This window comes from Spirosoma luteum DSM 19990 (genome assembly GCF_000374065.1).
Lineage (GTDB): Bacteria > Bacteroidota > Bacteroidia > Cytophagales > Spirosomataceae > Spirosoma > Spirosoma luteum.
The window spans coordinates 147,828-170,467 of sequence record NZ_KB893313.1 but is presented as its reverse complement, the minus strand read 5'-3'; the positions used below and the strand labels follow the sequence as shown (position 1 = coordinate 170,467).

Genomic DNA, 22,640 nt, shown 5'->3' with positions numbered 1-22,640 from the left:
TGGCTAGCACCGGCGGACTAGCGTCCTAATTGCGTGCGTTAGCCAACCATAAATCACAAACTTCAAACCATAAACCGTAATCAAACTATAAACCTCAAACTATCTTGAATCGTCGCGTTTTCAATCAACTCATGGGCCTTGGAACGGCGGGAATCGTCCTGCCCAGCCTACCCGCCTTTTCCCGGACCGTTAGCCCGGAGCAACTGCTGGAACCCGGCCTCGACGTAGCCATCAAGAAACGGCTGGCCGATGCGGCCATGAACGCGGCTAAAAGCAAAGGAGCTACCTATACCGATGTGCGCATCGGGCGCTATCTCAACCAGTATGTTATCACTCGGGAAGACAAAGTGCAGAACATTGTCAATACGGAATCCTATGGCGTGGGTGTTCGGGTGATTGCCGACGGCTGCTGGGGTTTTGCGGCCGTGGTCGATGCCAAAAGTGAAGCCGAAACCGCCAAAGCGGCCGAAACGGCGGTAGCCATTGCCAGAGCGAATGCCAAACTGATGAAAGAGCCCGTGCAGCTGGCTCCGCAGAAAGGGTTTGGCGAGGTAAGCTGGAAAGCTCCCATCAAGCGTAACGCGTTTGAGGTACCCATCAAAGAGAAGGTGGATCTGTTACTGGGTGTGAATGATGCCGCCCTGAAAAACGGGGCTAATTTCGTTAACTCGGTGCTGTTCATGGTGAATGAGCAAAAGTACTTTGCCTCGACCGATGGCACCTACGCCGATCAGGATATTCATCGGATCTGGCCCATTTTCGACGTTACGGCTATCGATCCTAAAACCGGCAAGTTTGAAACCCGCAATGCCCTGAGCGCGCCGATGGGAATGGGCTACGAGTACCTGCAAAGCAATCCCGCCGATAAAGTAACGGGCATCACCACCCGTTACAACAAAGGCTACGATATGCTGGAAGACGTTACCGCAGCCGCTAAACAGGCCCGCGCCAAGCACAAGGCCAAATCGGTGGAAGCGGGCAAGTATGACCTCGTGCTTGACCCTTCTCACCTGTGGCTCACCATCCACGAATCGGTTGGCCACCCGCTGGAACTGGACCGCGTACTGGGCTACGAGGCTAACTTTGCGGGTACCAGTTTCGCCACGCTGGACAAATGGAAATCCAAAGACTTTAACTACGGCAGCAAGCAGGTGAACCTCATTGCCGATAAAACGCAGGTGGGTTCACTGGGTGCCGTGGGGTATGATGATGAAGGGGTAAAAACTCAGAAATGGGATTTGGTGCGGAATGGTACACTGGTGAACTATCAAGCCATCCGCGACCAGGCGCATATCATCAACGAAGACCATTCGCAGGGTTGCTGCTACGCCGATAGCTGGAGTTCGGTTCAGTTTCAGCGCATGGCCAACGTATCGCTGGAAGCGGGTAAAACGCCGTTGTCGGTGGCCAACATGATTAAGGATGTGAAGAAGGGAATTTACATCATCGGGGATGGCTCGTTCTCCATCGACCAGCAACGGTATAATTTCCAGTTTGGTGGTCAGTTGTTCTACGAAATCAAAGACGGCCAGATTGTGGGCATGCTGAAAGATGTTGCCTACCAGTCGAACACGCAGGAGTTCTGGAATTCGTGCGTACAGGTATGCGATGCGTCGGATTACCGGCTGGGTGGCTCATTCTTCGATGGCAAGGGACAACCCCCACAATCGAGTGCCGTGTCGCACGGTAGTTCAACTACCCGGTTCAATGGCGTCAATGTTATCAATACTGCGAGGAAAATATAATCTTGGTTTATGGTTTACGGTTGGCTGACGCGAGAGTTGTTGATACGTCAGTCAACCGCAAACCAAAAACCGAATACCAGAACCCCTACACCCATGGCCATCATACTCACCGAAGCAGAAGCCAAAGCCCTGCTCACCAAAGTTCTCAGTTACTCGAAAGCCGATTCGTGCGAGGTTAATCTGTCGGGGGCCGAGCGTGGTAATATCCGCTATGCCCGTAATGAAGTTAGTACCAGTGGTGCGCTGGCCAACCAGCTTCTTGGCGTGCAGTCGGCCTTTGGTAAGAAAGTGGGCACCGCTACCATTACTGAATTTGACGATGCCTCGCTTGAGAAAGTAGTACGTCGTTCGGAAGAGTTAGCGCAGCTAGCCCCCGAAAATTCCGAATACATGGGCGTTCTGGCCCCGCAGCAGTACCTGAAAGCCAGTGGCTTTTTCGACAGCATTGCCAGCCTGACGCCCGATAAACGCGCCGATGCGGTGGCAAAAAGTTTGAAATTAACCCGCGATGCCAACCTCATCGGCGCCGGGTTTATGGACGACAGAAACGGCTACGAGGCCATGATGAATTCCAAGGGGTTATTCGCTTACTACCCCAGCACCAATGTCAACTTCTCTCTCACGGTACGTACCGACGATGGCAAAGGCTCGGGCTATGTAGCACGGGGCTATAACGATTTTACGAAACTGGACACCGCAGCGGCTACCCGGATTGCGTTGCTGAAAGCCCAGGGGTCAGCCCAGGCGCGGGCCATCGAGCCGGGTAAATACACGGTCATTCTGGAACCAACGGCGGCTGCCGTCCTGCTCGAAAACATCTTCTTCAACATGGATGCCCGCTCCGCCGACGAAGGACGGTCGTACTTCAGCAAAACGGGGGGAAGTCCCGGCTGGGCGACAAAATTGTGGATGAGCGCGTTACAATTTATTCCGACCCGACCCATGCTGAGCTACCCGCATCGCCCTGGTCGGGGGATGGACGACCGCAGGAAAAAACGATGTGGATTGAGAAAGGTGTGGTTAAGAACCTGGCCTATTCGCGCTTCTGGGCGCAGAAGCAGGGAAAAAAAGCCGTTCCCACTCCCAACAATGTGATTATGGCGGGTGGCACACAGTCGCTGGAAGACATGATTAAAAGCACGCAGCGGGGTATTCTGGTTACCAAACTGTGGTACATCCGGGAAGTAGACCCGCAAACGATTCTGCTCACCGGCCTCACCCGCGACGGGACATTCTTCATTGAAAACGGTAAAATAAAGCACCCGGTAAAAAACTTCCGGTTCAACGAGAGCCCGGTCATCATGCTCAACAACCTCGAAGCGCTGGGCAAACCGGAGCGCGTGGTCAGCACCGAATCCGATCAGAATTACCTGATTCCACCGATGAAAATCCGGGAATTTACCTTCACCAGCTTGTCAGATGCGGTGTAGCGGGTACGGTGTGAACGAATGTAATTACTGTCATGAAACGACTTTTGGTCATTATTTTCCTCGCTCCACTCACCGTTTTCGGTCAGATAGACTGGCAGAAACCATTTCAGGAATGTCAAATCAACGGTAGTATAACTAGTTACAATTACGGACAGAAGACGTGGCTGTTCAGTGACTCAGCCGATAGTCAGAGAGCGACGCTTCCGGCATCGACATTCAAAATTATTAACTCGTTAATTGCGCTGGAAACCGGAGTGATTCAGGACGAAAACGACCTTGTCAAGTGGGTAGGTGAGGCTGATACGGTATTGTACGGGTACCGTCCGGAGATTTACCACGACATGAATATCAAAGAAGCCTTCGAGCAGTCCGCAGGGTGGGTATATATCGAGTTGGCGAAGAAAATCGGGCGTGACCGCTATCGAAACTACCTAACGCAGTGCCAGTACGGGAACGGGAATCTTTCCGAAAAGGGGGTTGATTTCTGGAATTTTGGTCCATTTGCTATTTCTCCCAGGAACCAGGTTGCCTTTTTGAAAGCTCTGTATGCCGGGAAGCTGCCTTTTTCTAGTCGAAACATGGCCATTGTCAAACGATTGATGGTTACAGAAAGGACTGATAATTATGTCATTCGCGCTAAAACGGGTTGGACACGGGACGGGGGCGTTGATACCGGCTGGTGGATTGGTTACGTTGAGAAGCAGGGAAAGCCCTGTTTTTTTGCAACCCAGCTCATCAAGAATCGAAAGACTCCCAATCCAGCCTTTGCAGCCTGCCGCAAAACCATCACGAAAGATATTCTGCGCCAACTGAACAGTATATAATCAGGCAGGAAATAGCAGTCTCGCCATCAACCAAAACCACCATTATGGCCTTTTCTACAGCAAAGCGACTCTGCGCTGCGTTCTTGTTTTCCTTATCACTGACCAGCATTCAGGCGCAATTGGTGTCTCCTAACCTGTTCAAGGCCATGAAATGGCGAATGATTGGGCCGCACCGGGGCGGGCGAACTGTAGGCGCGGTGGGTGTACCGCAACAACCCAACGTATTTTACATCGGCGTCAACAACGGGGGTGTCTGGAAAACGACGGACTACGGACACACCTGGTTCCCGATATTCGACGATCAGCCCACTGGCTCCATTGGCGATGTTGCCGTGGCACCGTCAAACCCGAATGTTATTTACGTGGCCAGTGGTGAAGGGCTGCAACGCCCGGATTTGTCGGTTGGGACGGGGATGTACAAATCCACGGATGCGGGAAAGACCTGGGCGTTTCTGGGCCTGAAAGAGGGCCAGCAGATTGGCGGCATCAGTGTTGACCCAAGTAATGAAAACCGTGTTTTTGCCGCCGTGCTGGGTCATCCGTACGGACCTAACACCGAGCGGGGCGTTTATCGTACGACCGATGGCGGCAAAACCTGGGAACGGGTGTTATATAAAGATGAGAACACGGGTGCCGTGCAGGTCACCATAGACCCAGCGAATCCGAGCACCGTGTATGCCGATTTGTGGGCCGCCCGGCAGGGGCCGTGGGAGAACGGTGAGTGGCAGGGACCGGAAAGTGGTCTGTATAAATCGACCGATGGTGGCACCTCCTGGCAGAAACTGACGAACGGCCTGCCCACCGTGGCGCAGGGACTGGGTCGCATCGGTTTCTGCATTGCCCCCAGCGAACCTAACCGACTCTACGCTACAGTCGATGCACCGGAGCTTGGCGGGGTATACCGTTCCAACGATGCTGGTGCCACCTGGACGCGTTTCAGCGAAGACCAACGGCTGTGGGGTCGGGGCAGCGATTTTGCCGAGGTAAAAGTGCATCCTACTAATCCTGATGTGGTATTTATTGCCGATGTAGCCGCCTGGAAATCCGAAGACGGGGGCAAGACCTGGAACGACTTCCGGGGCGCACCCGGTGGCGACGATTACCACCGGCTCTGGATTAATCCCAACGACCCCAATACCATATTGCTGGCAGGTGACCAGGGAGCTATTATCACCGTCAACGGTGGGCAGACGTTCAGTTCGTGGTACAATCAGCCTACCGCCCAGTTTTATCATGTCAGCACTGATACTAGTTTTCCGTACAACGTACTGGGTGGTCAGCAGGAGAGTGGCTCGGTGGGTATTGCCAGTCGGGGAAACGATGGGCAGGTCACGTTCCGGGAGTGGCATCCGGTGGGGGTGGAAGAGTATGGCTACGTAGCCGCCGACCCGCTGGACCCGAATATCATTTACGGGGGTAAGGTCACGAAGTTCGATAAACGGACCGGGCAGGTGCAGAACGTCGCCCCCGAAGCCGTGCGAAGTGGCCGCTACCGCTTTGTGCGAACGGCCCCGGTGCTGTTTTCGCCCGTTGACCCCAAAACGCTCTATTTTGCGGGGAATGTGCTATTCAAAACGCAGAACGGTGGCAACTCATGGCAGGTTATCAGCCCCGATCTGACCCGCGAAACCTATCCCGACATTCCCGAAAGCGTGGGCGTATACCGAACCGACGCCATGAAAACCATGCCTCGCCGGGGCGTTATCTATACCATTGCTCCCTCGCCCAAAGATATCAACACCATCTGGGCGGGTACGGATGATGGGTACATTCAGGTGACTCGTGACGGCGGTAAGACCTGGAAAAACGTGACCCCGGCGGGCGTTGGCTCGTGGAGCAAAGTCTCGCTGATGGACGCCAGCCATTTCGATGTCAACACTGCTTATGCCGCCGTGAACCGCATCCGCTGCGACGACCTGAAGCCCCACATTTACCGCACCCACAACGGGGGCAAAAGCTGGGAGGAAATTGTAACCGGCCTGCCCGCTACTGACCCGATCAATACTGTGCGTGAAGACCCTATTCGGAAGGGACTGCTTTTTGCCGGTTCCGAAACCGCCGTGTACGTTTCATTCGATGATGGTAACCACTGGCAGTCACTCCGGCACAACATGCCCGCTACTTCTATCCGCGACCTGGTTATAAAAGATGATGATATTGTGGTCGGCACCCACGGCCGGTCGTTCTGGATTCTGGACGACATTACGCCCCTGCGTCAGGCTGACCCCACTATGGAAACTGGCGGAACGGTGCTTTTTAAACCACAACGGGCCTGGCGCGTTCGCTGGAATATGAACCCCGATACCCCCCTGCCACCGGAAGAGCCAGCCGGACAGAATCCACCTGATGGAGCCATGATTAACTATTACATCCGGGATAAGGCCACGTCGCCGGTGACGCTGGAGATTACGGATGCGGCCGGTAAACTGGTACGCCGGTACAGCAGTGATGAGAAATCCTATACCATTCCCGACGTCAACCTGCCCGCTTACTGGATTCGTCCGCAGCAGCTACTGTCGGGTGAGGCCGGGGCGCACCGGTTCATGTGGGACATGCACTATCCCCCATTGAATTTACCCCCGGCTTACCCCATTGCCGCTACCTACCATCAAACCGCCCCCGAACCCACATCGCCCTGGGTAATGCCGGGAACCTACATGGTAAAACTGACCGTGAACGGAAAAACGTACGCCCAGCCACTGACCATTACGATGGACCCGCGCGTAAAAACAAGTATGGCTTCGCTGAAGCAGCAGCATGACCTGTCGCTGTTGGTATACGAGGGGCGGAAGCAGGTAATGCTCATGCAGCAGGAAGCCAGAACTATGGCGGATCAGGCGAAAACCGACGACCAGAAAAAGGGCGTTGCCGCTACGCAGACCAGCCTGGCCGGGATGAATCGTACGTTCAGCGCCTTGTTCGGCGTGTTGCAGGATACTGATATGCCCGCCACTACGCAGGCCATTGCTGCCGTTGGGCAGGCGCAGGTTTCGCTAAAAAAGGCCGTTCAGGCATGGTCTGCGTTGAAGAGCGGACTAAAGCAATAATCCTCGGGTAGTTAAAGGATGTTTGTTGACTACGGATTAGGCCGGATTTACTGTCCGTGGCAAAGCCGCTACGCAAACCAATAAAGGCGAGTGTAAGGTCGATAACGGCTAAGACACTGGCTATTGTTGTTATCGGTGAGTTGATTACGGCAACCCTCTTTGTCTTTACCTTTAGTTTCTATTCATTCCATCGGTAACGTCTGAGTGAAGGGTAAAAGACGACTATTTTATAGGCGTTAAATAATTTTAGAGACGTATTTTTCGTTTTAATTAAAAACACATTGACCTATTTATTTGCCAGTGTGTTAGCGTAATGAATGGAGCGATCTGGTGGGCATAAATATCAAAAAAAAAGTGGCTATTTTATTTGATTTAAAAGAAATTGCGTAGTTTCGCATAACAATCCTTTTACAAAGGGAAGGTTGAACATCAAGATTCGGCGGCCTCCCGGTCGTCAGTCTTGAAATGGTGTGGATAGAAGCGGAAAGCCGCCCCGATATTCGGGACGGCTTTTTTGTTCTTAAATTAGTTTCAACTTCCTGTTTTCTCGCTGACTTTAACAGCCTTTTAACCCTGTTTTCAAACTCTTTTAATACACTGAGCCGACCTTGAGGGCTTGAAAAAAGCAATGCCTATTATTGCTACTGACCGAAATAACTCCCTATCAGGTTGCTTTTCAACTACTATTTTAATCGACCGTTTTTAAATCAGAAGATAGCTATGTATGTTGCCGATATGAAAATCCTGGTGGTGGAAGACGAGCCTAAATTGGCCTCGTTCGTAAAGAAAGGGCTGGAAGAGCAATCCTGCGAAGTAGATGTGGCTTTCGATGGTCAGATTGGTCGTACAATGGCCCTGAACAATAGCTACGACGTGATTGTGATGGATGTCAATCTGCCCAAGATGAACGGTTTTGATGTGGTTCAGTCAATCCGTCAGGAAAAAAACCGTACGCCCGTGCTGATGCTAACGGCAATGGGATCGGTGGATAATAAACTTACTGGTTTTGAAGCGGGTGCGGATGATTACCTGGTGAAGCCTTTTGAATTCAGAGAACTTATGGCCCGGTTGCGGGCACTTACCAAACGGAGCAATGACGCCGGTATGCAGACAAACGTGCTGAAAGTGGCCGATCTGGAACTGGACTTGAATGAAAAAGTAGCCCGTCGGAGTGATAAACGTATAGAGCTGACCGCTAAAGAATTTGGTCTGCTTGAATTTCTGATGCGTAACCGGGGCCGCGTCGTTTCGCGGATAGATATTGCCGAAAAAGTATGGGATATTCATTTCGACACGGGCACGAACGTAATCGACGTTTATGTGAACTTTCTGCGCAAAAAAATTGATAAAGACTTCCCCAAAAAACTTATCCATACGGTTATCGGTATGGGGTATATGCTGAAAGAGGAATAGGGCTATTGGTGGGCAGTATGAGCAAACGTTAAAAACACTCAGTATCTAAAAAAGAAAGGATTTGTTTCTGCTAAATTAGTTGTGAAAGGACGGGGCTAAACTTTGCATTCGCTCCGATATGAAAGGTACTAGTTGTAAAAAAATAGCAGCGCAGGATTCAGCCGATAGCCGGTACCTGCGCTGCTATCGACGTTATTCGGCTTCTGTTTTCTGCTTCAACTGTGCGTAGACCCCATCCCAAAGGGAAATCCGTTGCAGAAGCGACAGGCGGGTGGCCTCCTCAGCCTCCTGCCAGAACTGCTCGTTGGTGCCGCACAGGCTGGCCGTCATTTGCAGGGCAAGGTGGCTATGATGGTCGCCATCTACTTCGATGTGGCGCTCCAGGTAATACTTGAAAATAGCGATACTGTCCGGGAATTTCCGGTGCATGTCATCTACAATAGACAGAAACATACCCGGAATCAGGTCTTCCCGGCCGAAGGTGAAAATAGCTGCCTGCAAATATGCTTTGTCGCTGTTGATGACGTCGAAGGTATAATTGACGAAATCGCGGGCGGATTGGGGTGTCCCGGACTCGTTGAACGCACGCCCCAGATCGCCCGTTTGCTGTAGCGTTTTGGTAAACAGACCCATTTGGTTTGTGTCGGCCCCACACTGCTGCATGGCTTCCAGGTATAACTCAAAATGGCTTTTCCGCTCCCCATTGCTATCGACATCGGATTCTTCACCCGCCACAATCTCATTGATCAGGTAGCGCGTATCGGCATTCCCCGTCGGAAACCAGGGGACACTCGTGCAGGTGAGTTTATTCTGTAGCGCTTTCAGCAGCGACATGAAATCCCACACGGCAAAAACGTGGTGCTGCATGAAAATCCTCAGGTCATCGACATCCTCGATTACTGAATATACCTTGTGATTGATGATTTGTTGCCGCAAAGGCTCAATGGCCTTTTGTATACGGTCAATTTGTTGATTCATGGATTGTTTGTCGTGCTTCACCAGGCTGTTTGTCCAGCTATCGAATGAATAACGAATTGTTTGTCATTTGTTCTGACCCGAAAGGGGCTATCTTTTATTTTCTGGCTCCGTCGGGCTGGGTGAGTAACGGGATAATACGGGTACCAATCAGGTTAATGGACTGCAACAGTTTTTCGTGCGGCAGGGCAGCATTATCCATCTGAAACGTCAGCCGGTCGATGCCACCCAGTGCCTCGCTGTGACGTTGGATTTTACGGGCTACTTCGTCCGGGTTTCCGACCAGTAATGCGCCCCGGTCGCCCACCTGCTCATTGAAATGGTACCGGGTGACGGGCGGCCAGCCCCGTTCTTTCCCAATACGGGTAAAAGTTTCGGCATAGCCAGGAAAATAGTCGTTCATAGCCTCCTCCGTTGTGCTGGCCACGTAACCCAGGGAATGCAGGCCTACTTTCAACTGCTCCGGTGAATGCCCGGCGCGTCGGCCCGCTTCCCGGTACATATCGATCAACGGCCGAAACCGGTGTGTTTCGCCCCCAATGACGGCTACCATCAGCGGCAGGCCCAGCGTACCCGCCCGAACAAACGATTGGGGGGTACCACCCACGCCCAGCCAGATGGGTATCCGGGATTGCACAGGACGCGGGTAAATGCCCTGCCCCGTCAGTGCGGGACGGTGTCGGCCCGACCAGTGGACGTGCTCGCTCTCCCGGATGGTGAGCAGCAGGTCGAGTTTTTCGGCGAAGAGACTGTCGTAGTCGGCCAGTTTGAGGCCAAAAAGCGGAAAGGCTTCGGTAAACGAGCCACGACCAACCACCATTTCGGCCCGCCCGCCGGAGATGAGATCGAGGGTCGCGAAGTTTTGAAATACACGTACCGGGTCGGCGGCACTCAATACGGTTACCGCACTGGTCAACCGAATGCGCCGGGTGCGGGCTGCGGCTGCGGCCAGAATAAGGGCTGGTGCGGAGTCCAGAAATTCTTCGCGGTGGTGTTCGCCAATGCCAAACACATCCAGGCCAACCTGGTCTGCCCGTTCGATGCGGTCGAGTAGCTGCCCCATGGCTTCGTGGCCTTCAATTGTCGGGCTATTGCTGCCATCCGGCGCCACGGACGCAAAGCTATCAATGCCAATCTCCATAGCTGCTTTCGGTTAATAGTAGTTTTTACCTTAACCGTACAGAGGCCGCCAGGAGTTCAGAACTGGTAAACCAGGACGCAGACGGCTAGTTATCCGTATAGGCTCTTTTTACTACCTGCCCGGGGCTCCTTCACTGCCAGATAGGCCTGCGCCGATTCGGCATTGTTGCCACGTAGTAACGCCTGGTATCGGCCTGCATCTTCGGGTTGATTGATTCCAGCGAGCCGTTTAAAAAACGTTTTAGTTGTCTCATTAAGGCGCGTAGGCGTTTGCCAGGCCGCCACTTTGGCAACTGCCTGCGCCAGATGGACAACGGCATTACGCTGCAACGGAACGGACCCATGTCCCGATATACCTTTTGCCACCAGTTTGGCTCCGCGTGGAATCTTTTCGGTCGTGGCAACCGTGACGTACTGGATTTTCCACCGGTGTGCGGCACCCCGCTCCCTTCCGCAAAACAATACTCGGCTTCTATCGCTGGCAGTCATTTTTGACCCCGTTAGTCAGGGCCGAACTTTACGTTTCTTTCCTCACCGGCTTCCGCCAGAAATAGTACGTTGCGGTCCAGCGTAGCATTCGACCGTTTCAGCAACAGCATGACCATCAGGTCCGTAGCTGTATTGTCCTTATCATCCACAGACCCTCTGCCGTACACGCAGCCATCTTTACGCGTAGCGGAGAAGGGCGGGTACGGCAAAGGGTCGAATCCAGATTGACCATATCAGTATGGGCCCTAATGAGTAACGGGCGCTTTTTGCCGGTTCCCTTCAAACGGGCGACCAGGTTGGGGCGATTCGGGTCGAGGGCAAATGTCTGAACGTCGATACCTTCTTTTTGTAAAACCGATATCAGGTAGTCAACAACCGGTGCTTCAGTCCCCGGCGGGTCACTGGTATTCATCCGCAGTATAGCCTGAAAATGCTGCCTGGTTTCGTCCTCCACGGCTTTCCAACCTGGCTGTTTGGGTTTGGCGTTTACAATGGAACACCCCATGATGCAAACCACAGCCAGCGTGTAAAACGTACTTTTTATTGTGATTAGTTAGTTGGGTAATATACCTAAATCTAAGTCCTGTAGTCAAATATGCCCAACAGCCTGTCAATATTCAAAACAGACAGATGTAAATTCTGAAAATAAGTTGATTAGCAATATTATTTATGGATACTATTGAAAAGATGGTTATTTTATTCCGCCTGTAGTTATTTTTTTCAATAATGTAGCACGGGCAGGCGCAGAAAATCGCTTCCGATACGATAGCGAAGTGTGCGTATTGAATGGGTTACAAATTACTCGATTACTTCCCTGGTGCTACCGCAGGTCAGCATATCGTTGCCGTAGTAGGGATTCTTTACGTTTCTGCTTTCGCTAAGCCACGATGCCTTCACCATGGGGCAATACTGCACATAGGTCTTAGCGGGTTTGGTTGCTTTGGCCAGGGCAATCATGTTGGTCGACAGGACCTTAAATGCTGTGCGCTGGGCGGCTACATCGACCGTTTTACTGATGATCAGTGCGCTGGTTCTAGCTGAAGCGAGGACCTTTTTATCAGTTGCTCTGAGGGTAGCTACGGGCACTTTGCCGAGGGCGTTGACCAGGGTTGTTGCCTGTGTTTTGGCTTTTGTCCCATCGGTAGCTACCAGCGCATTCTTCACGCCATAGTAAGCCTTAAGCGCGGGGGCAGTCGACTGAGCCGAAGCGGCAACGGAAAACAGGAACAGACCCAAAATAAGCAGAAATAAACGGTTGGTGTTCATTAGGTTATTAACGATTGTTAGTGAAAAAAGGCCCCGACTGCTCCACGCATATTACGCCGGGATGGGTTGAAATTGCTTTCCTTGAAGCAGTTAACGCAGTAACTGATCCGCCAGCTGCGTCAGGCCAATGGTAGCAGGTTCGGCGATGAATGTTATGTTGGCCCGCTTTTGTATTTCGGGACTGTACGGGTCAACCACGTAAATGGGAACGCCTTTTTGAACCGCAAAGACCAGGCCCGCAGCTGGGTATACGTTCAGCGACGTTCCCACTACGATAAAAATGTCGGCCTCCTGAGTTACAGACGCAGCTATATCCATCATGGGTACGGCCTCGCCGAACCAAACGATGTGCGGACGCAGCTGCCCCCCTTTTTCGCAGCTATCCCCCATTTTGATCTCCCAGCCGTCGATGTCGTAAATAAGCGTTTCATCAACAGAGGAACGCGACTTGGCTAGTTCGCCGTGTAGGTGAATTACCCTGGACGAACCTGCTTTTTCGTGCAGGTTATCGACGTTTTGGGTAATGATAGTCACGTCGTATTGGGCTTCCAGCTTCACCAGGGCCAGGTGCCCCGCATTGGGCTGAACACTAAGAGCCTGTTTCCGGCGCTGATTATAGAAGTCCTGCACCAGCGTTGGGTTACGCTCCCAGGCTTCGGGCGTGGCAACATCCTCAATCCGGTGGTTTTCCCACAGGCCATCCGATGCTCGGAAAGTTGGAATACCACTTTCCGCACTGATGCCCGCGCCGGATAAAACAACAATTTTTTTCATAGGATTGGTAAGGCCTGTATTGATTTAGAGGTAGTTTCTTATTTATCGATAAAGTACGCTACGTGGCTTCTTATGTAGGCAATCTGGAGTTTCTGCAAGTTTTCTTTCCCCTGCAGGTCATAAAACTCGTCGTCAATTGTGCCTAATGGGTTGTCGTCGTATGATTTGGCAAAACCTTCCAGCGAACCATCCTGATACCTGATTATTTGTTCCTTATTCGTTTTATAAATCTCATTGGCTCTGAGGGCTAAATTTGCCAATCTCATTGCACCAACGAGGGTCAGCGCATCGGGTGTCAAGTCCGCGAATTGTCCACTTTGGTTAAAATAGTATTGATTAAATCCTCCATTATTCACTTCCGCTTCTAACACCCAGCTAATGTAAATAGCCTGCTGCGGTTTTGTCCAGCTCATAACGGTCTCATAGTCATGCTGTTGATCCCTGGGTAACTTTGTACTTAAATTGTCAAACACAGTTTGCAGCAGCGTACTATCAGGTGTGGCAGCAACAATTCCGGCTGTTAATTTGCTGTAAATCGGTCTGTTTTTGAAAACGTCAACCGACTTGATTATTGCTGCGTTCATGGTGTCAGTTCTACGGCTTGAGGTATCCTTGTTGCGCTGTTCCGAACAGCCAGACACCATTAATTGTGAAATGAGAAGTATTACTGTTATGAGCTTTCTATACGTTGGCATACGCTTCCTGCTACTCACTCAATATACGATTATTCCACGACAATTTCATCCGTAGCGAAGTAGGTTTTTTGCCCGGCATTGGGGTTCCGGCGGGGAAGTTGCCCGCGTTTTTGGCCAGTAGCGGGCGCGGGCCGTTTTGAAATCGGCCACTACCGGCAGAATGGCCCAGGGGCCGGTCATGTCATACGTGATGGGCTGGGTAAAAGCCTCTTTAAAATCGCTCCCGTCTTTGGAGAGAGCAATGTCGACCGAGGTGGGTGGGAAGCGTTTACCCAGGCCCGAACAGCGGGGTTTCTGGCTGGGGTTATCACAATGCGGGTAGCAGGGGTAAGGGCGAACTGACCCGCCTGACCGGAAAACTGGGCGGGAAAAGGAATAAGGTTGTACTGATAGTCGGCTGTTTGGGCAAAAGTAGGGGAGGGTAATAGGAAGAAAAGCAGCAGGTATTTCATGCAAACAGGCCGGTAGCGATTGGTTCGGGCGGCATATTAAGGAGGAATTTTTAACGCTGCGACAAACAAATGCCCTTCGGGTGGGGAGGGCATTTCACTAATCAGAAAATGAATGATGTCCCGTCAGGTAATGTAAACTTCACCTGACGGGACTGGAGACGCTTCGTCAGGACAGGTTTCCTGTCGACGGAAACTGGAGTGGTTACTTTTTTAGTATGCCACTGGCAACACTTTGGTTGATTAAGTGCTCCGCGTAGTTCCAAATGGTAGCTGAACCATTCTTGATAGCCTTTTTCTTATCATATACCTTTTGGTATCTCACATCAAATTCTACCCAAGTCCCACCATCATTTGACGTATTTTGTAGCAGTGGTTCAAACCTGTCCATTGCTTTGGCAAATTTCGCTTCATCCGTTAATCCTTCCTCAAACTCTTCCCAGATAGCAATAAATTCATCCGCTTGCTCCTGGGGTAATAGTCCAAATATTCGCTTTGCAGCAGCTAACTCTTCCTGGGTATTTGTGTGATTCTTTTGCGTGTCGTATATAAATGTATCGCCTGCATCAATCTCTACGATATCATGAATCAAAACCATTTTAATGACTTTCAACACGTCAATAGGAACATCTGAATGCGCTGATAAAACAATAGTCATCATGGCTAAATGCCAGCTATGTTCGGCGTCGTTTTCATGCCTGTTGCTGTTGAACAACCTGGTTTTGCGCTGTATATATTTGAGTTTGTCAATTTCTTTGATGAAATCGATCTGCTTCAAAAGGTTGTCAGTTTTCATTCTCGTTTACAATTGATTTACATGCCTGCCAGACAAAACTACGCGGATAACTCTTTTCGACCAATGGGGAGTTCAACTCGTCAACCGAATACCCGGAAATGAAAGTCAAACCTGCAAGCTGGTGTATTCGCTTTGTTAGACGCACTCCGAAAATGGAAATTCAAACCTGAGTACCAGGATGCGCTGCATAGCGCACGAAACCCACCGAACAAGACTTCATGGACTTTGCACCCATCCTGTTATGGTGCGCCAAACTGCGAAACTTCAATCGTCAAATTGTCAGTTACTTATAGTTTTTGTTGTGCCTTTTTATAACTTATGTTTCGTAACCAATTCATTGCGTCCTATACAATACCAGAAGCTATAAATCAGCACAAGATACTAATTCGTTAAAATGATGCCAGAGGACTGACATAAAAAAGACCTTCCAGCAAGAAGGTCTTTTTTATCGGATGAACAAAGCGGTTCCCGTTACGAAGTCATAGCGGAAATCGGTCTAATTACTTCTTCGCCACTGCCTTTCGGGTTGTGGTTGCCTTCTTAAGTGCGGCTGTGGTGGCTTTCGTTTTAGCAGGGGCTTTGGTTGCGGGTGCAGTTTTGGCGCCTTTTTTGGCCGTTACTTTAGACGGAGTTGGGTCGTCGCCTGCCAGCTTCAGACAGTCTTCGAGGGTCAGGCTGGCCGCGTCTACATCTTTTGGGATTTTAACGTTGCGTTTGCCCACCGCCAAATACGGACCATACTGTCCATTCATAACTTTAATGGCCGGATTCTCCGGGAATTCCTTAATGTATTTATTGGCCTCCGATACCCGTTTGGCGTCAATCAACTCAATGGCCCGTGCCAGCGTCATACCCGCCAGGCTTTCGTTGCGCGGGATAGAGATGTATTTGTCCTCGAACTTCACGTAAGGGCCAAAACGACCCTTGCCGGTTGAAACGGGTTTGCCTTCGTAATCGCCGATGGCTTCACTAACGGCTTCCGCCCGTTTCTGGGTAATAAGCTCCGTAGCCCGCTGGGCGTCGATTGTAAAAGGGTCATCCTCTTTGGTCAGCGAAACGAACTTACTGTCGTGCTTCACGTACGGGCCAAACTTACCGATGCCAATGGTCATGGGTTTGTCTTCGAAGAAACCCACTTCGCGGGGCAGCGAGAACAAATCCAGCGCATCCTGTAACGAGATGGTTTCAATCAACTGACCCTCGCGCAGGTTAGCGTACTGGGGTTTCTCGTCATCGGTCGACTCCCCAATTTGGGCGTAGGCACCGTATTTTCCCAGCCGGGCGGATATTTTCTTGCCCGAACGCGGGTCGACGCCCAGCACCCGTTCGCCCGTTTTGAACGATACGACGGAGGAGCCCTGAATGACTTCAATGTTTTTGTGAAAATCGCCATAAAAACTCTGGAGCATGGTCTGCCAGTTCATGCGGCCATCGGCAATCTCGTCAAATTCCTTCTCTACCGTTGCCGTAAACTTATAGTCTACAATGTCGGGGAAGTATTCGACCAGAAAATCATTGACCACGATACCCGTGTTGGTCGGGAACAACTTGGCTTTTTCAGACCCGAAGGTTTCCTTTCCGCTGGTTTCGCTGACGTTGTTTTGCCGGAGCGTGTACTCGATATACGTGCGCTCCTGACCGGGCTTATCCTGCTTCACTACATAACCCCGGTTCACGATGGTGGAGATGGTAGGGGCGTAGGTAGACGGACGACCGATACCCATTTCTTCCAGTTTTTTCACCAGCGATGCCTCGGCGTAACGCGGTTGCGGACGGGTAAATTTTTCGGTCGCTTTCATCTGACCCAAATCCAGTTTCTGCCCGATGGTGAGCGGGGGAAGCATGCCTTTGGCATCTTCGTCGTCCTCATCATCTTTCGATTCCAGGTACACTTTCAGGAACCCGTCGAATTTGATGACTTCGCCCTGGGCAATCAACTCCGTTGGGAAGTTTGCCGATTGCGTTTGACTGACTGTTTCGGCAAACGGGCTGTCATCCGGCGAACTTGGGGTTGACTTACCGGCACCAGCGGTTTTCATGTTGCCAATGCCAATCGTCACGGTAGTCCGTTCCAGTTGGGCGTCGGCCATTTGGGAGGCAATGGCGCGTTTCCAGATGAGTTCGTACAACCGTTTCTGGTCGCGGTCACCCCCGGCGTTGCGGTCATTGAAGTTGGTGGGGCGGATGGCTTCGTGGGCTTCCTGCGCCGATTCGTTCTTATTCTTGAAATGCCTCGTCTGCACGTACTGCTGACCAAACTCGGTACTGATTTCAGCAACGGCTTTTCCAACCGCTTCTTCCGAGAGGTTAATCGAGTCCGTCCGCATGTACGAAATCTTACCGGCTTCGTAGAGGTTTTGCGCAATCCGCATGGTACGGTCTACCGAATAGCCGAGTTTGCGGGAGGATTCTTGTTGTAGAGTAGAAGTTGTAAAGGGGGGCGCGGGTGATTTTTTGGCCGGGCGTGTCTCCAGGTTTTTAATGGTGAACGTTGCGCCAATGCAGGCTTCCAGAAACGCGCGGGCATCACCGGCAACGGGAAAGTTTTTGGGGATTTCGGCGTTCAGGACTTTATTGCCATCCACAATAAACTGCGCCGTTACCTTAAAGGACGATTTCGAATTGTGCTGGTCGATTTCGCGTTCCCGTTCTACCACCAGCCGCAACGCTACCGACTGCACCCGTCCGGCCGACAGGCCCGTGCTGCCCCCTTTAATTTTGCGCCACAGCACCGGGGATAGTTCATAGCCCACCAGCCGGTCCAGCACGCGACGGGCCTGCTGGGCGTTCACTAAATCGACATCGATGGTGCGGGGTGATTTAATCGCATTCTGGATGGCCGTCTTGGTAATTTCGCGGAAGACAATCCGCTTGGTATTGTCGCGCAGACCGAGGGCTTCTTTCAGGTGCCACGAGATGGCTTCCCCTTCGCGGTCATCATCCGTTGCCAGCCATACTTCATCAGATGACTTGGCGAGTGCCTTTAGTTCACTAACCAACTTCTTTTTATCAGGCGAAATTTCGTACGAAGGTTTGAAGCCATTGGTCACGTCAACGGCCATCCCATCTTTGGGCAGATCACGGACGTGTCCAAAACTGGACTTCACGGTAAAGTCTTTTCCGAGATAGCCTTCTATGGTCTTCGCCTTTGCCGGCGACTCCACAATGACTAAGTTTTTCGACATAATATGGTGTTCAGGTTGAAACTGTTTCCGCTGCCACTTGACTACGAATCGGCCAAATATAGACGCAAAAGCATAGACTTATGCAACTACATAAGGTGTATACGGCAAAAAGAATGGCGGAGATTGGTTATATATTTATAACACCATGTGTAGCTGCATCGTTCGGTTGTTCTATACCAAAAACGTATGTACGACCGGATTAGCCTTGTTTTTCGGGTACATGAAGACTCGCCTTTCGACTGAATAGAAATGTATTTGAACCCGTAGCTGGCGGGATAGGAAAACACTGATTTTCGGATGTGGCCCGCCCCATCTATCAGCTTGCTATGAGCATCTGAAGTCCGGTTTACTGCTGCTTATCCTCGAACGCACAACTGTCCTGAGCGATGTGCCCAGGACAGCTGTACGGGAGGTCTGGGATGCCTGATTTGATCAGGCGTTGACGGGAGCAACACCCAGTTGCTTCAGAATACCCAGTTCATCCGAGCTACCCCAGCGTTCTACCATCTTACCATTTTTAAACTTGCTGATCTGCAATCCGCGAAATCTGACTGATTTGCCGGTTGGGGCAATGCCCATAAAATCACCCTTGTGGGTACCCGTCGCAGTATAAGCGAAGGCTACATTATCGTCATCGGCCACTAATTGCTCTACCTCCAGTTTAAAATCCGGAAAGGCGGTGCGCATCATCGTGAAAAATTTGATGTATCCTTCCGGACCGGCAACCTGGCCGGGAGCTGGGTCATGATCGACAGAGTCACTGGCTACCAGATTGCGTATCGACTCTAGATTTCCTGTGTTAACGGCTTCACCAAATTTCTTCTGGGCATTTATATTCTGTTCATTGCTCATCAGCTGTTGTTTTTAACTTGTTTGTATGAACAAATACAACTGCCTGTTCGGAATTGTGTTTTGAAGGCTGCCAGATTTAACGGGTTTGCCGTATCGTGGTTAGTCTGGTAAATTATCGGGCGGGTAGCGTTGATGCGCCAGCTTACCAGTTACGTATTTGGCCCGTTTCTTAGGCACCTGTTCGCCATTATTGACAGTTTTTTTTCTACAATTGTCAGAACAAGGCTATCGGTGACGCCCCGACTCACAATACCTCTTTTGTAGGGTATTTTGTCAATAAATAGATGCCTAACTTGTTATCGTGCCCATATCCTGTAGGCGGCCCGAACCGTGTTTCAGCCCGTCAGTGTACACTGAAAAAGCTCGCTGAGGCACTATCCCTATCAATCCTGGGACTATTCCTTTCGGTTTTGGGACATTCTGTTGACCGGCTAATTAATTCGTGGTTTTATGCAATACATTAGCTGCCGGGATGCAATACCCGGGCGAGTTGATATGGGCCTTTAAACCACCCGTAAAACCGCAATGGCAGGGCTTGATTTCCTGGCCACGAGTTCGGTCGCTACCCTGAATTTTCTCTCTATTTTCACGTCAACCTTCTATGATCATGAGAACAAATACTTTCTTTCGTTCGGGCCTTGTAACGATGCTGTTGCTGACCTCCCTTTCGCTGCTGGCTCAAACCAACTATGTGGCTAACACGCCCAATTCAGCTACACCGGGTTCACAAAATACCCTGGTCGGTCCTTCTGCAGGTAATGTAACCATGACAGGAAGTACTAATACCTTTTTAGGAGGGTTTACGGGTGTAAACAACACAACGGGCAGTAAAAACGCGATAGTAGGAACATACGCAGGAGTCGGTAATGCATCAGGGAACAATAACACGTTCATGGGTTATGAAGCTGGTAACTCGAATAATGCGGGCAATACAAACACCTTTATGGGTTACCGAACCGGGCAGGCCAACAAGACAGGTAGTACAAATGTATTTGTCGGTGCCGAATCGGGTGTAAATAACACCACCGGCTACAGTAATGCCTATCTGGGTGTTTTGTCAGGTCGCGCTAACCAAACAGGACACAACAACGTGGCTATTGGGGATTCGGCAGGATTCAACAACACCGTCTCCAACAACACGTTCATTGGCAGCAAGACTGGCTATTCCAATACGACCGGCAGTTTTAACGTCTTTACCGGCGCTTACGCGGGCTACGAAAATACGACGGGCAGTTTCAACGTCATTTCGGGCTTAGACGCAGGTCACTTTAACACGACGGGCAGTTTCAACGCGTTTACAGGGCACCAGGCTGGGTATTTGAATACCGGGGGCAGTCGAAATGCCTTTGTGGGGTATCAGGCAGGCAGAGGTAACACGACGGGTGTGGACAACACGTTTATGGGTTATCAGGCTGGATATGAAAACACAACCGCTCCGAATAACACATTTATCGGTTCGGGTGCCGGCCGGTTCAATACGACGGGTGACAGTAATGTGTTCATGGGCTATCAGGCAGGTTATCTGAACACAACGGGCAGCAGCAACTCCTTCGTCGGCTTTGGTGCCGGTCTGCAAAACACAACGGGTAGTGCCAACACATTCATGGGGCACAGGGCCGGTTCGCTGAACACCACGGGCAACAGAAACACATTTGTGGGGTATAATGCCGGTTATCCAACGAGCACGGGGGAGGACAACGTATTTGTCGGCTCGTTCACCGGCTTTTCCAACACCACCGGCAGCAAGAATACGTTTATGGGCCAGAACACCGGTTCCAACAACACAAATGGCTATAGTAACGCGTTTCTGGGCAACGAAGCGGGCGTGAGAAACACCACTGGCTGGGAGAACGTTTTCTTGGGTGCCAGAGCAGGTATTAACAATACGACCGGCTTCAGAAATATACTTATTGGCAGCAGTGCTGGCCTAAGTAACACATCTGGATTTGGCAATATATCGATAGGTAGCAACGCTGGCGCTTCAGGTGTTTACAATACATTTTTAGGCAGTCAGGCAGGTCTGGCTAACACATCAGGTTATGATAACATTTTTGTCGGATATAACGCCGGTGTTCGCAGCACCACGGGCCACTCCAACACGTACATGGGTAAGGAGGCTGGTCAATTTAACACAACCGGCACCAAAGATGTCTTTATGGGTTACCAGGCTGGCAACACAAACACTACCGGTAACAACAATACTTTTCTGGGTTACCAGGCCGATGCCGGATCAGGCAATCTGGATAACGCCACGGCCATCGGCAACAACGCCAAAGTCAACATCAGCAATGCCCTCGTACTGGGCAACAATGCCAACGTAGGTATCGGTACAAGCAACCCCACCAGCAAACTCCACCTCACCAGTGGCGTGGCCAACCAAGCGGGATTACGATTAGAGAACCTCACCAGCGGCTCCCCCGCCACCGCCCTCAACCAGACCAAATTCCTCACCGTCGATGGTAGCGGCAACGTCATTCTGGGCAGCACCAATGGCAGCAGTGCCCGTGTGGCCGCGGAGGACGCCCTCTGGGAGCGGTCGGGGGAGTTGGTGCGCAACAGGGCCGGGGGCGTGGTGATTGGTGAAGGGGTGAGCAAGACCCCGGCGGGCTACAGCCTGTACGTAGGTCAGGGGTTGCTGGCCGAGAAGGTGAAAGTGGCCATCAAGAACACCGACGACTGGAGCGATAAGGTTTTTGCCCCGGGCTACCGGCTGGCTCCGCTGGGTGAGGTGGCACAGTACATTCAGCAGCATCAGCACCTGCCGGGTATTGCCTCGGCGGAGGAAGTGGTGAAGGAGGGTATGGACGTGGCGAAGATGAATGCCAAACTACTGGAGAAAATAGAAGAACTGACCCTTTACGTCGTAACCCTGCACAATGAGGTTGAACAACTCCGTCAGCAGCGTACCCAACCCGTAAAGAAAAGTAATACACTACGCAGAAAGTCAACCTTATAACACGACCGAATCATGAAAAGACTACTGATTACCCTTGCTTTTTTGCTAGCCTACGTGGGCGCCTTTGCACAGGGAAATGTCCGCACGGCTACTCTTACTCAGTCTGTAACAGCCGGGACCGTTCGCGAAGACCAGGCCATCGACCATCTGACCGCTGTTAATGTAGTGGAGACCAGGGCTACAGTTCGTTACACGGCTGGCCAGTCGGTCACGCTACAGCCGGGTTTTGTGGCGCAGGCAGGCTCCGTCTTCCTGGCAACGATACAGCCCGCAACGAGTGCCCTGTCGGTTGAACCCGGCACCACACTAACGGTCAGGGCGTTCCCGAATCCGTTTGAAACCACAACGACGGTAGAATATAGTTTGCCTGAATCACTCCGCGTCAGGCAAACGCTTACGGATGCCCATGGGCGTATGATCCGGCAATCAGACGGACAGGCGGTTGAACCGGTCGGTACACACCGCACAGTACTCGACCTGAGTCGCCTGCCCGTTGGCGTGTATCTGTATCAGGTAGAAACCGGTAAGGATAACCAGGTTTTGAGGCTGATAAAAAAGTAACTGGTTCCGAAAGAACGGTCTGAGCCAGCAAGGCATAGCAATT

The 22,640-nt window shown here is 51.3% G+C and carries 18 protein-coding genes and 1 pseudogene; 7 read left to right on the top strand and 12 right to left on the bottom strand.

What is annotated here, in order from left to right; genetic code table 11:
• Window positions 1-104 precede the first annotated feature (104 nt).
• The 5 genes and pseudogenes from B156_RS0128595 (at window position 105) to B156_RS0128575 (ending at window position 8,459) form a co-directional block, all read left to right on the top strand.
• Window positions 105-1,745: a TldD/PmbA family protein gene (locus B156_RS0128595; RefSeq protein WP_026261127.1), complete on the top strand. Its 1,641-nt coding sequence runs from the start codon at window positions 105-107 to the stop codon at window positions 1,743-1,745.
• Window positions 1,746-1,838: 93 nt separating this feature from the next.
• Window positions 1,839-3,175, top strand: a pseudogene (locus B156_RS30170) (TldD/PmbA family protein).
• Between the two features lie 32 nt (window positions 3,176-3,207).
• Window positions 3,208-3,999: a penicillin-binding transpeptidase domain-containing protein gene (locus tag B156_RS0128585; protein WP_018623242.1), complete on the top strand. Its 792-nt coding sequence runs from the start codon at window positions 3,208-3,210 to the stop codon at window positions 3,997-3,999.
• Window positions 4,000-4,043: 44 nt separating this feature from the next.
• Window positions 4,044-7,046 (top strand): VPS10 domain-containing protein, encoded by a 3,003-nt coding sequence (locus B156_RS0128580; RefSeq protein WP_018623241.1) that lies wholly within the window; start codon window positions 4,044-4,046, stop codon window positions 7,044-7,046.
• 735 nt (window positions 7,047-7,781) lie between these two features.
• Window positions 7,782-8,459 carry a response regulator gene (locus tag B156_RS0128575; protein WP_211211259.1) on the top strand — a complete coding sequence of 226 codons (678 nt, stop codon included), beginning with the start codon at window positions 7,782-7,784 and terminating at the stop codon, window positions 8,457-8,459.
• A 192-nt stretch (window positions 8,460-8,651) separates the two neighbouring features.
• Here the strand turns inward: B156_RS0128575 and B156_RS0128570 are convergent, their stop codons facing one another.
• From B156_RS0128570 to B156_RS0128515, 12 genes are all read right to left on the bottom strand, one after another.
• A complete protein-coding gene (locus B156_RS0128570; protein WP_018623239.1) occupies window positions 8,652-9,437 on the bottom strand; it encodes a DUF3050 domain-containing protein in 786 nt (261 codons plus the stop codon).
• Between the two features lie 94 nt (window positions 9,438-9,531).
• A complete protein-coding gene (locus tag B156_RS0128565; RefSeq protein WP_018623238.1) occupies window positions 9,532-10,575 on the bottom strand; it encodes an LLM class flavin-dependent oxidoreductase in 1,044 nt (347 codons plus the stop codon).
• Between the two features lie 89 nt (window positions 10,576-10,664).
• A complete protein-coding gene (locus B156_RS30665) occupies window positions 10,665-11,063 on the bottom strand; it encodes a hypothetical protein (protein WP_018623237.1) in 399 nt (132 codons plus the stop codon).
• 11 nt (window positions 11,064-11,074) lie between these two features.
• A complete protein-coding gene (locus B156_RS32725) occupies window positions 11,075-11,212 on the bottom strand; it encodes a hypothetical protein (RefSeq protein WP_425423323.1) in 138 nt (45 codons plus the stop codon).
• Window positions 11,179-11,568, bottom strand: a complete 390-nt coding sequence (locus B156_RS31875) for a hypothetical protein (protein ID WP_026261125.1) — start codon at window positions 11,566-11,568, stop codon at window positions 11,179-11,181. The genes B156_RS32725 and B156_RS31875 overlap by 34 nt, the downstream gene beginning before the upstream one ends.
• Window positions 11,569-11,861: 293 nt before the next feature.
• Window positions 11,862-12,329, bottom strand: coding sequence for a DUF3347 domain-containing protein (locus tag B156_RS0128545; protein WP_018623235.1), 468 nt, complete (start codon window positions 12,327-12,329; stop codon window positions 11,862-11,864).
• 90 nt (window positions 12,330-12,419) lie between these two features.
• On the bottom strand, window positions 12,420-13,103 hold the full coding sequence (locus B156_RS0128540) for an SIR2 family NAD-dependent protein deacylase (protein WP_018623234.1): 684 nt from the start codon (window positions 13,101-13,103) through the stop codon (window positions 12,420-12,422).
• A 38-nt stretch (window positions 13,104-13,141) separates the two neighbouring features.
• Window positions 13,142-13,798 carry a DMP19 family protein gene (locus B156_RS0128535; RefSeq protein WP_245563887.1) on the bottom strand — a complete coding sequence of 219 codons (657 nt, stop codon included), beginning with the start codon at window positions 13,796-13,798 and terminating at the stop codon, window positions 13,142-13,144.
• Between the two features lie 45 nt (window positions 13,799-13,843).
• Entirely contained in the window at window positions 13,844-14,254 is a 411-nt protein-coding gene (locus tag B156_RS32025) for a hypothetical protein (RefSeq protein WP_026261124.1), read from the bottom strand.
• Between the two features lie 198 nt (window positions 14,255-14,452).
• The gene (locus tag B156_RS0128525) at window positions 14,453-15,043 is read right to left on the bottom strand and encodes an HD domain-containing protein (protein WP_018623231.1); all 591 of its coding nucleotides are present in this window, start codon (window positions 15,041-15,043) and stop codon (window positions 14,453-14,455) included.
• Between the two features lie 500 nt (window positions 15,044-15,543).
• Entirely contained in the window at window positions 15,544-18,228 is a 2,685-nt protein-coding gene (gene topA / locus B156_RS0128520) for a type I DNA topoisomerase (RefSeq protein ID WP_018623230.1), read from the bottom strand.
• Window positions 18,229-18,660: 432 nt separating this feature from the next.
• Window positions 18,661-19,080: an ester cyclase gene (locus B156_RS0128515; RefSeq protein WP_018623229.1), complete on the bottom strand. Its 420-nt coding sequence runs from the start codon at window positions 19,078-19,080 to the stop codon at window positions 18,661-18,663.
• A 607-nt stretch (window positions 19,081-19,687) separates the two neighbouring features.
• Here B156_RS0128515 and B156_RS30160 point away from each other — a divergent pair.
• Together B156_RS30160 and B156_RS0128505 are read left to right on the top strand one after the other, a co-directional pair.
• Window positions 19,688-22,036 carry a beta strand repeat-containing protein gene (locus B156_RS30160; RefSeq protein WP_245563886.1) on the top strand — a complete coding sequence of 783 codons (2,349 nt, stop codon included), beginning with the start codon at window positions 19,688-19,690 and terminating at the stop codon, window positions 22,034-22,036.
• Between the two features lie 12 nt (window positions 22,037-22,048).
• Window positions 22,049-22,597: a T9SS type A sorting domain-containing protein gene (locus B156_RS0128505; RefSeq protein WP_018623228.1), complete on the top strand. Its 549-nt coding sequence runs from the start codon at window positions 22,049-22,051 to the stop codon at window positions 22,595-22,597.
• Window positions 22,598-22,640 lie beyond the last annotated feature (43 nt).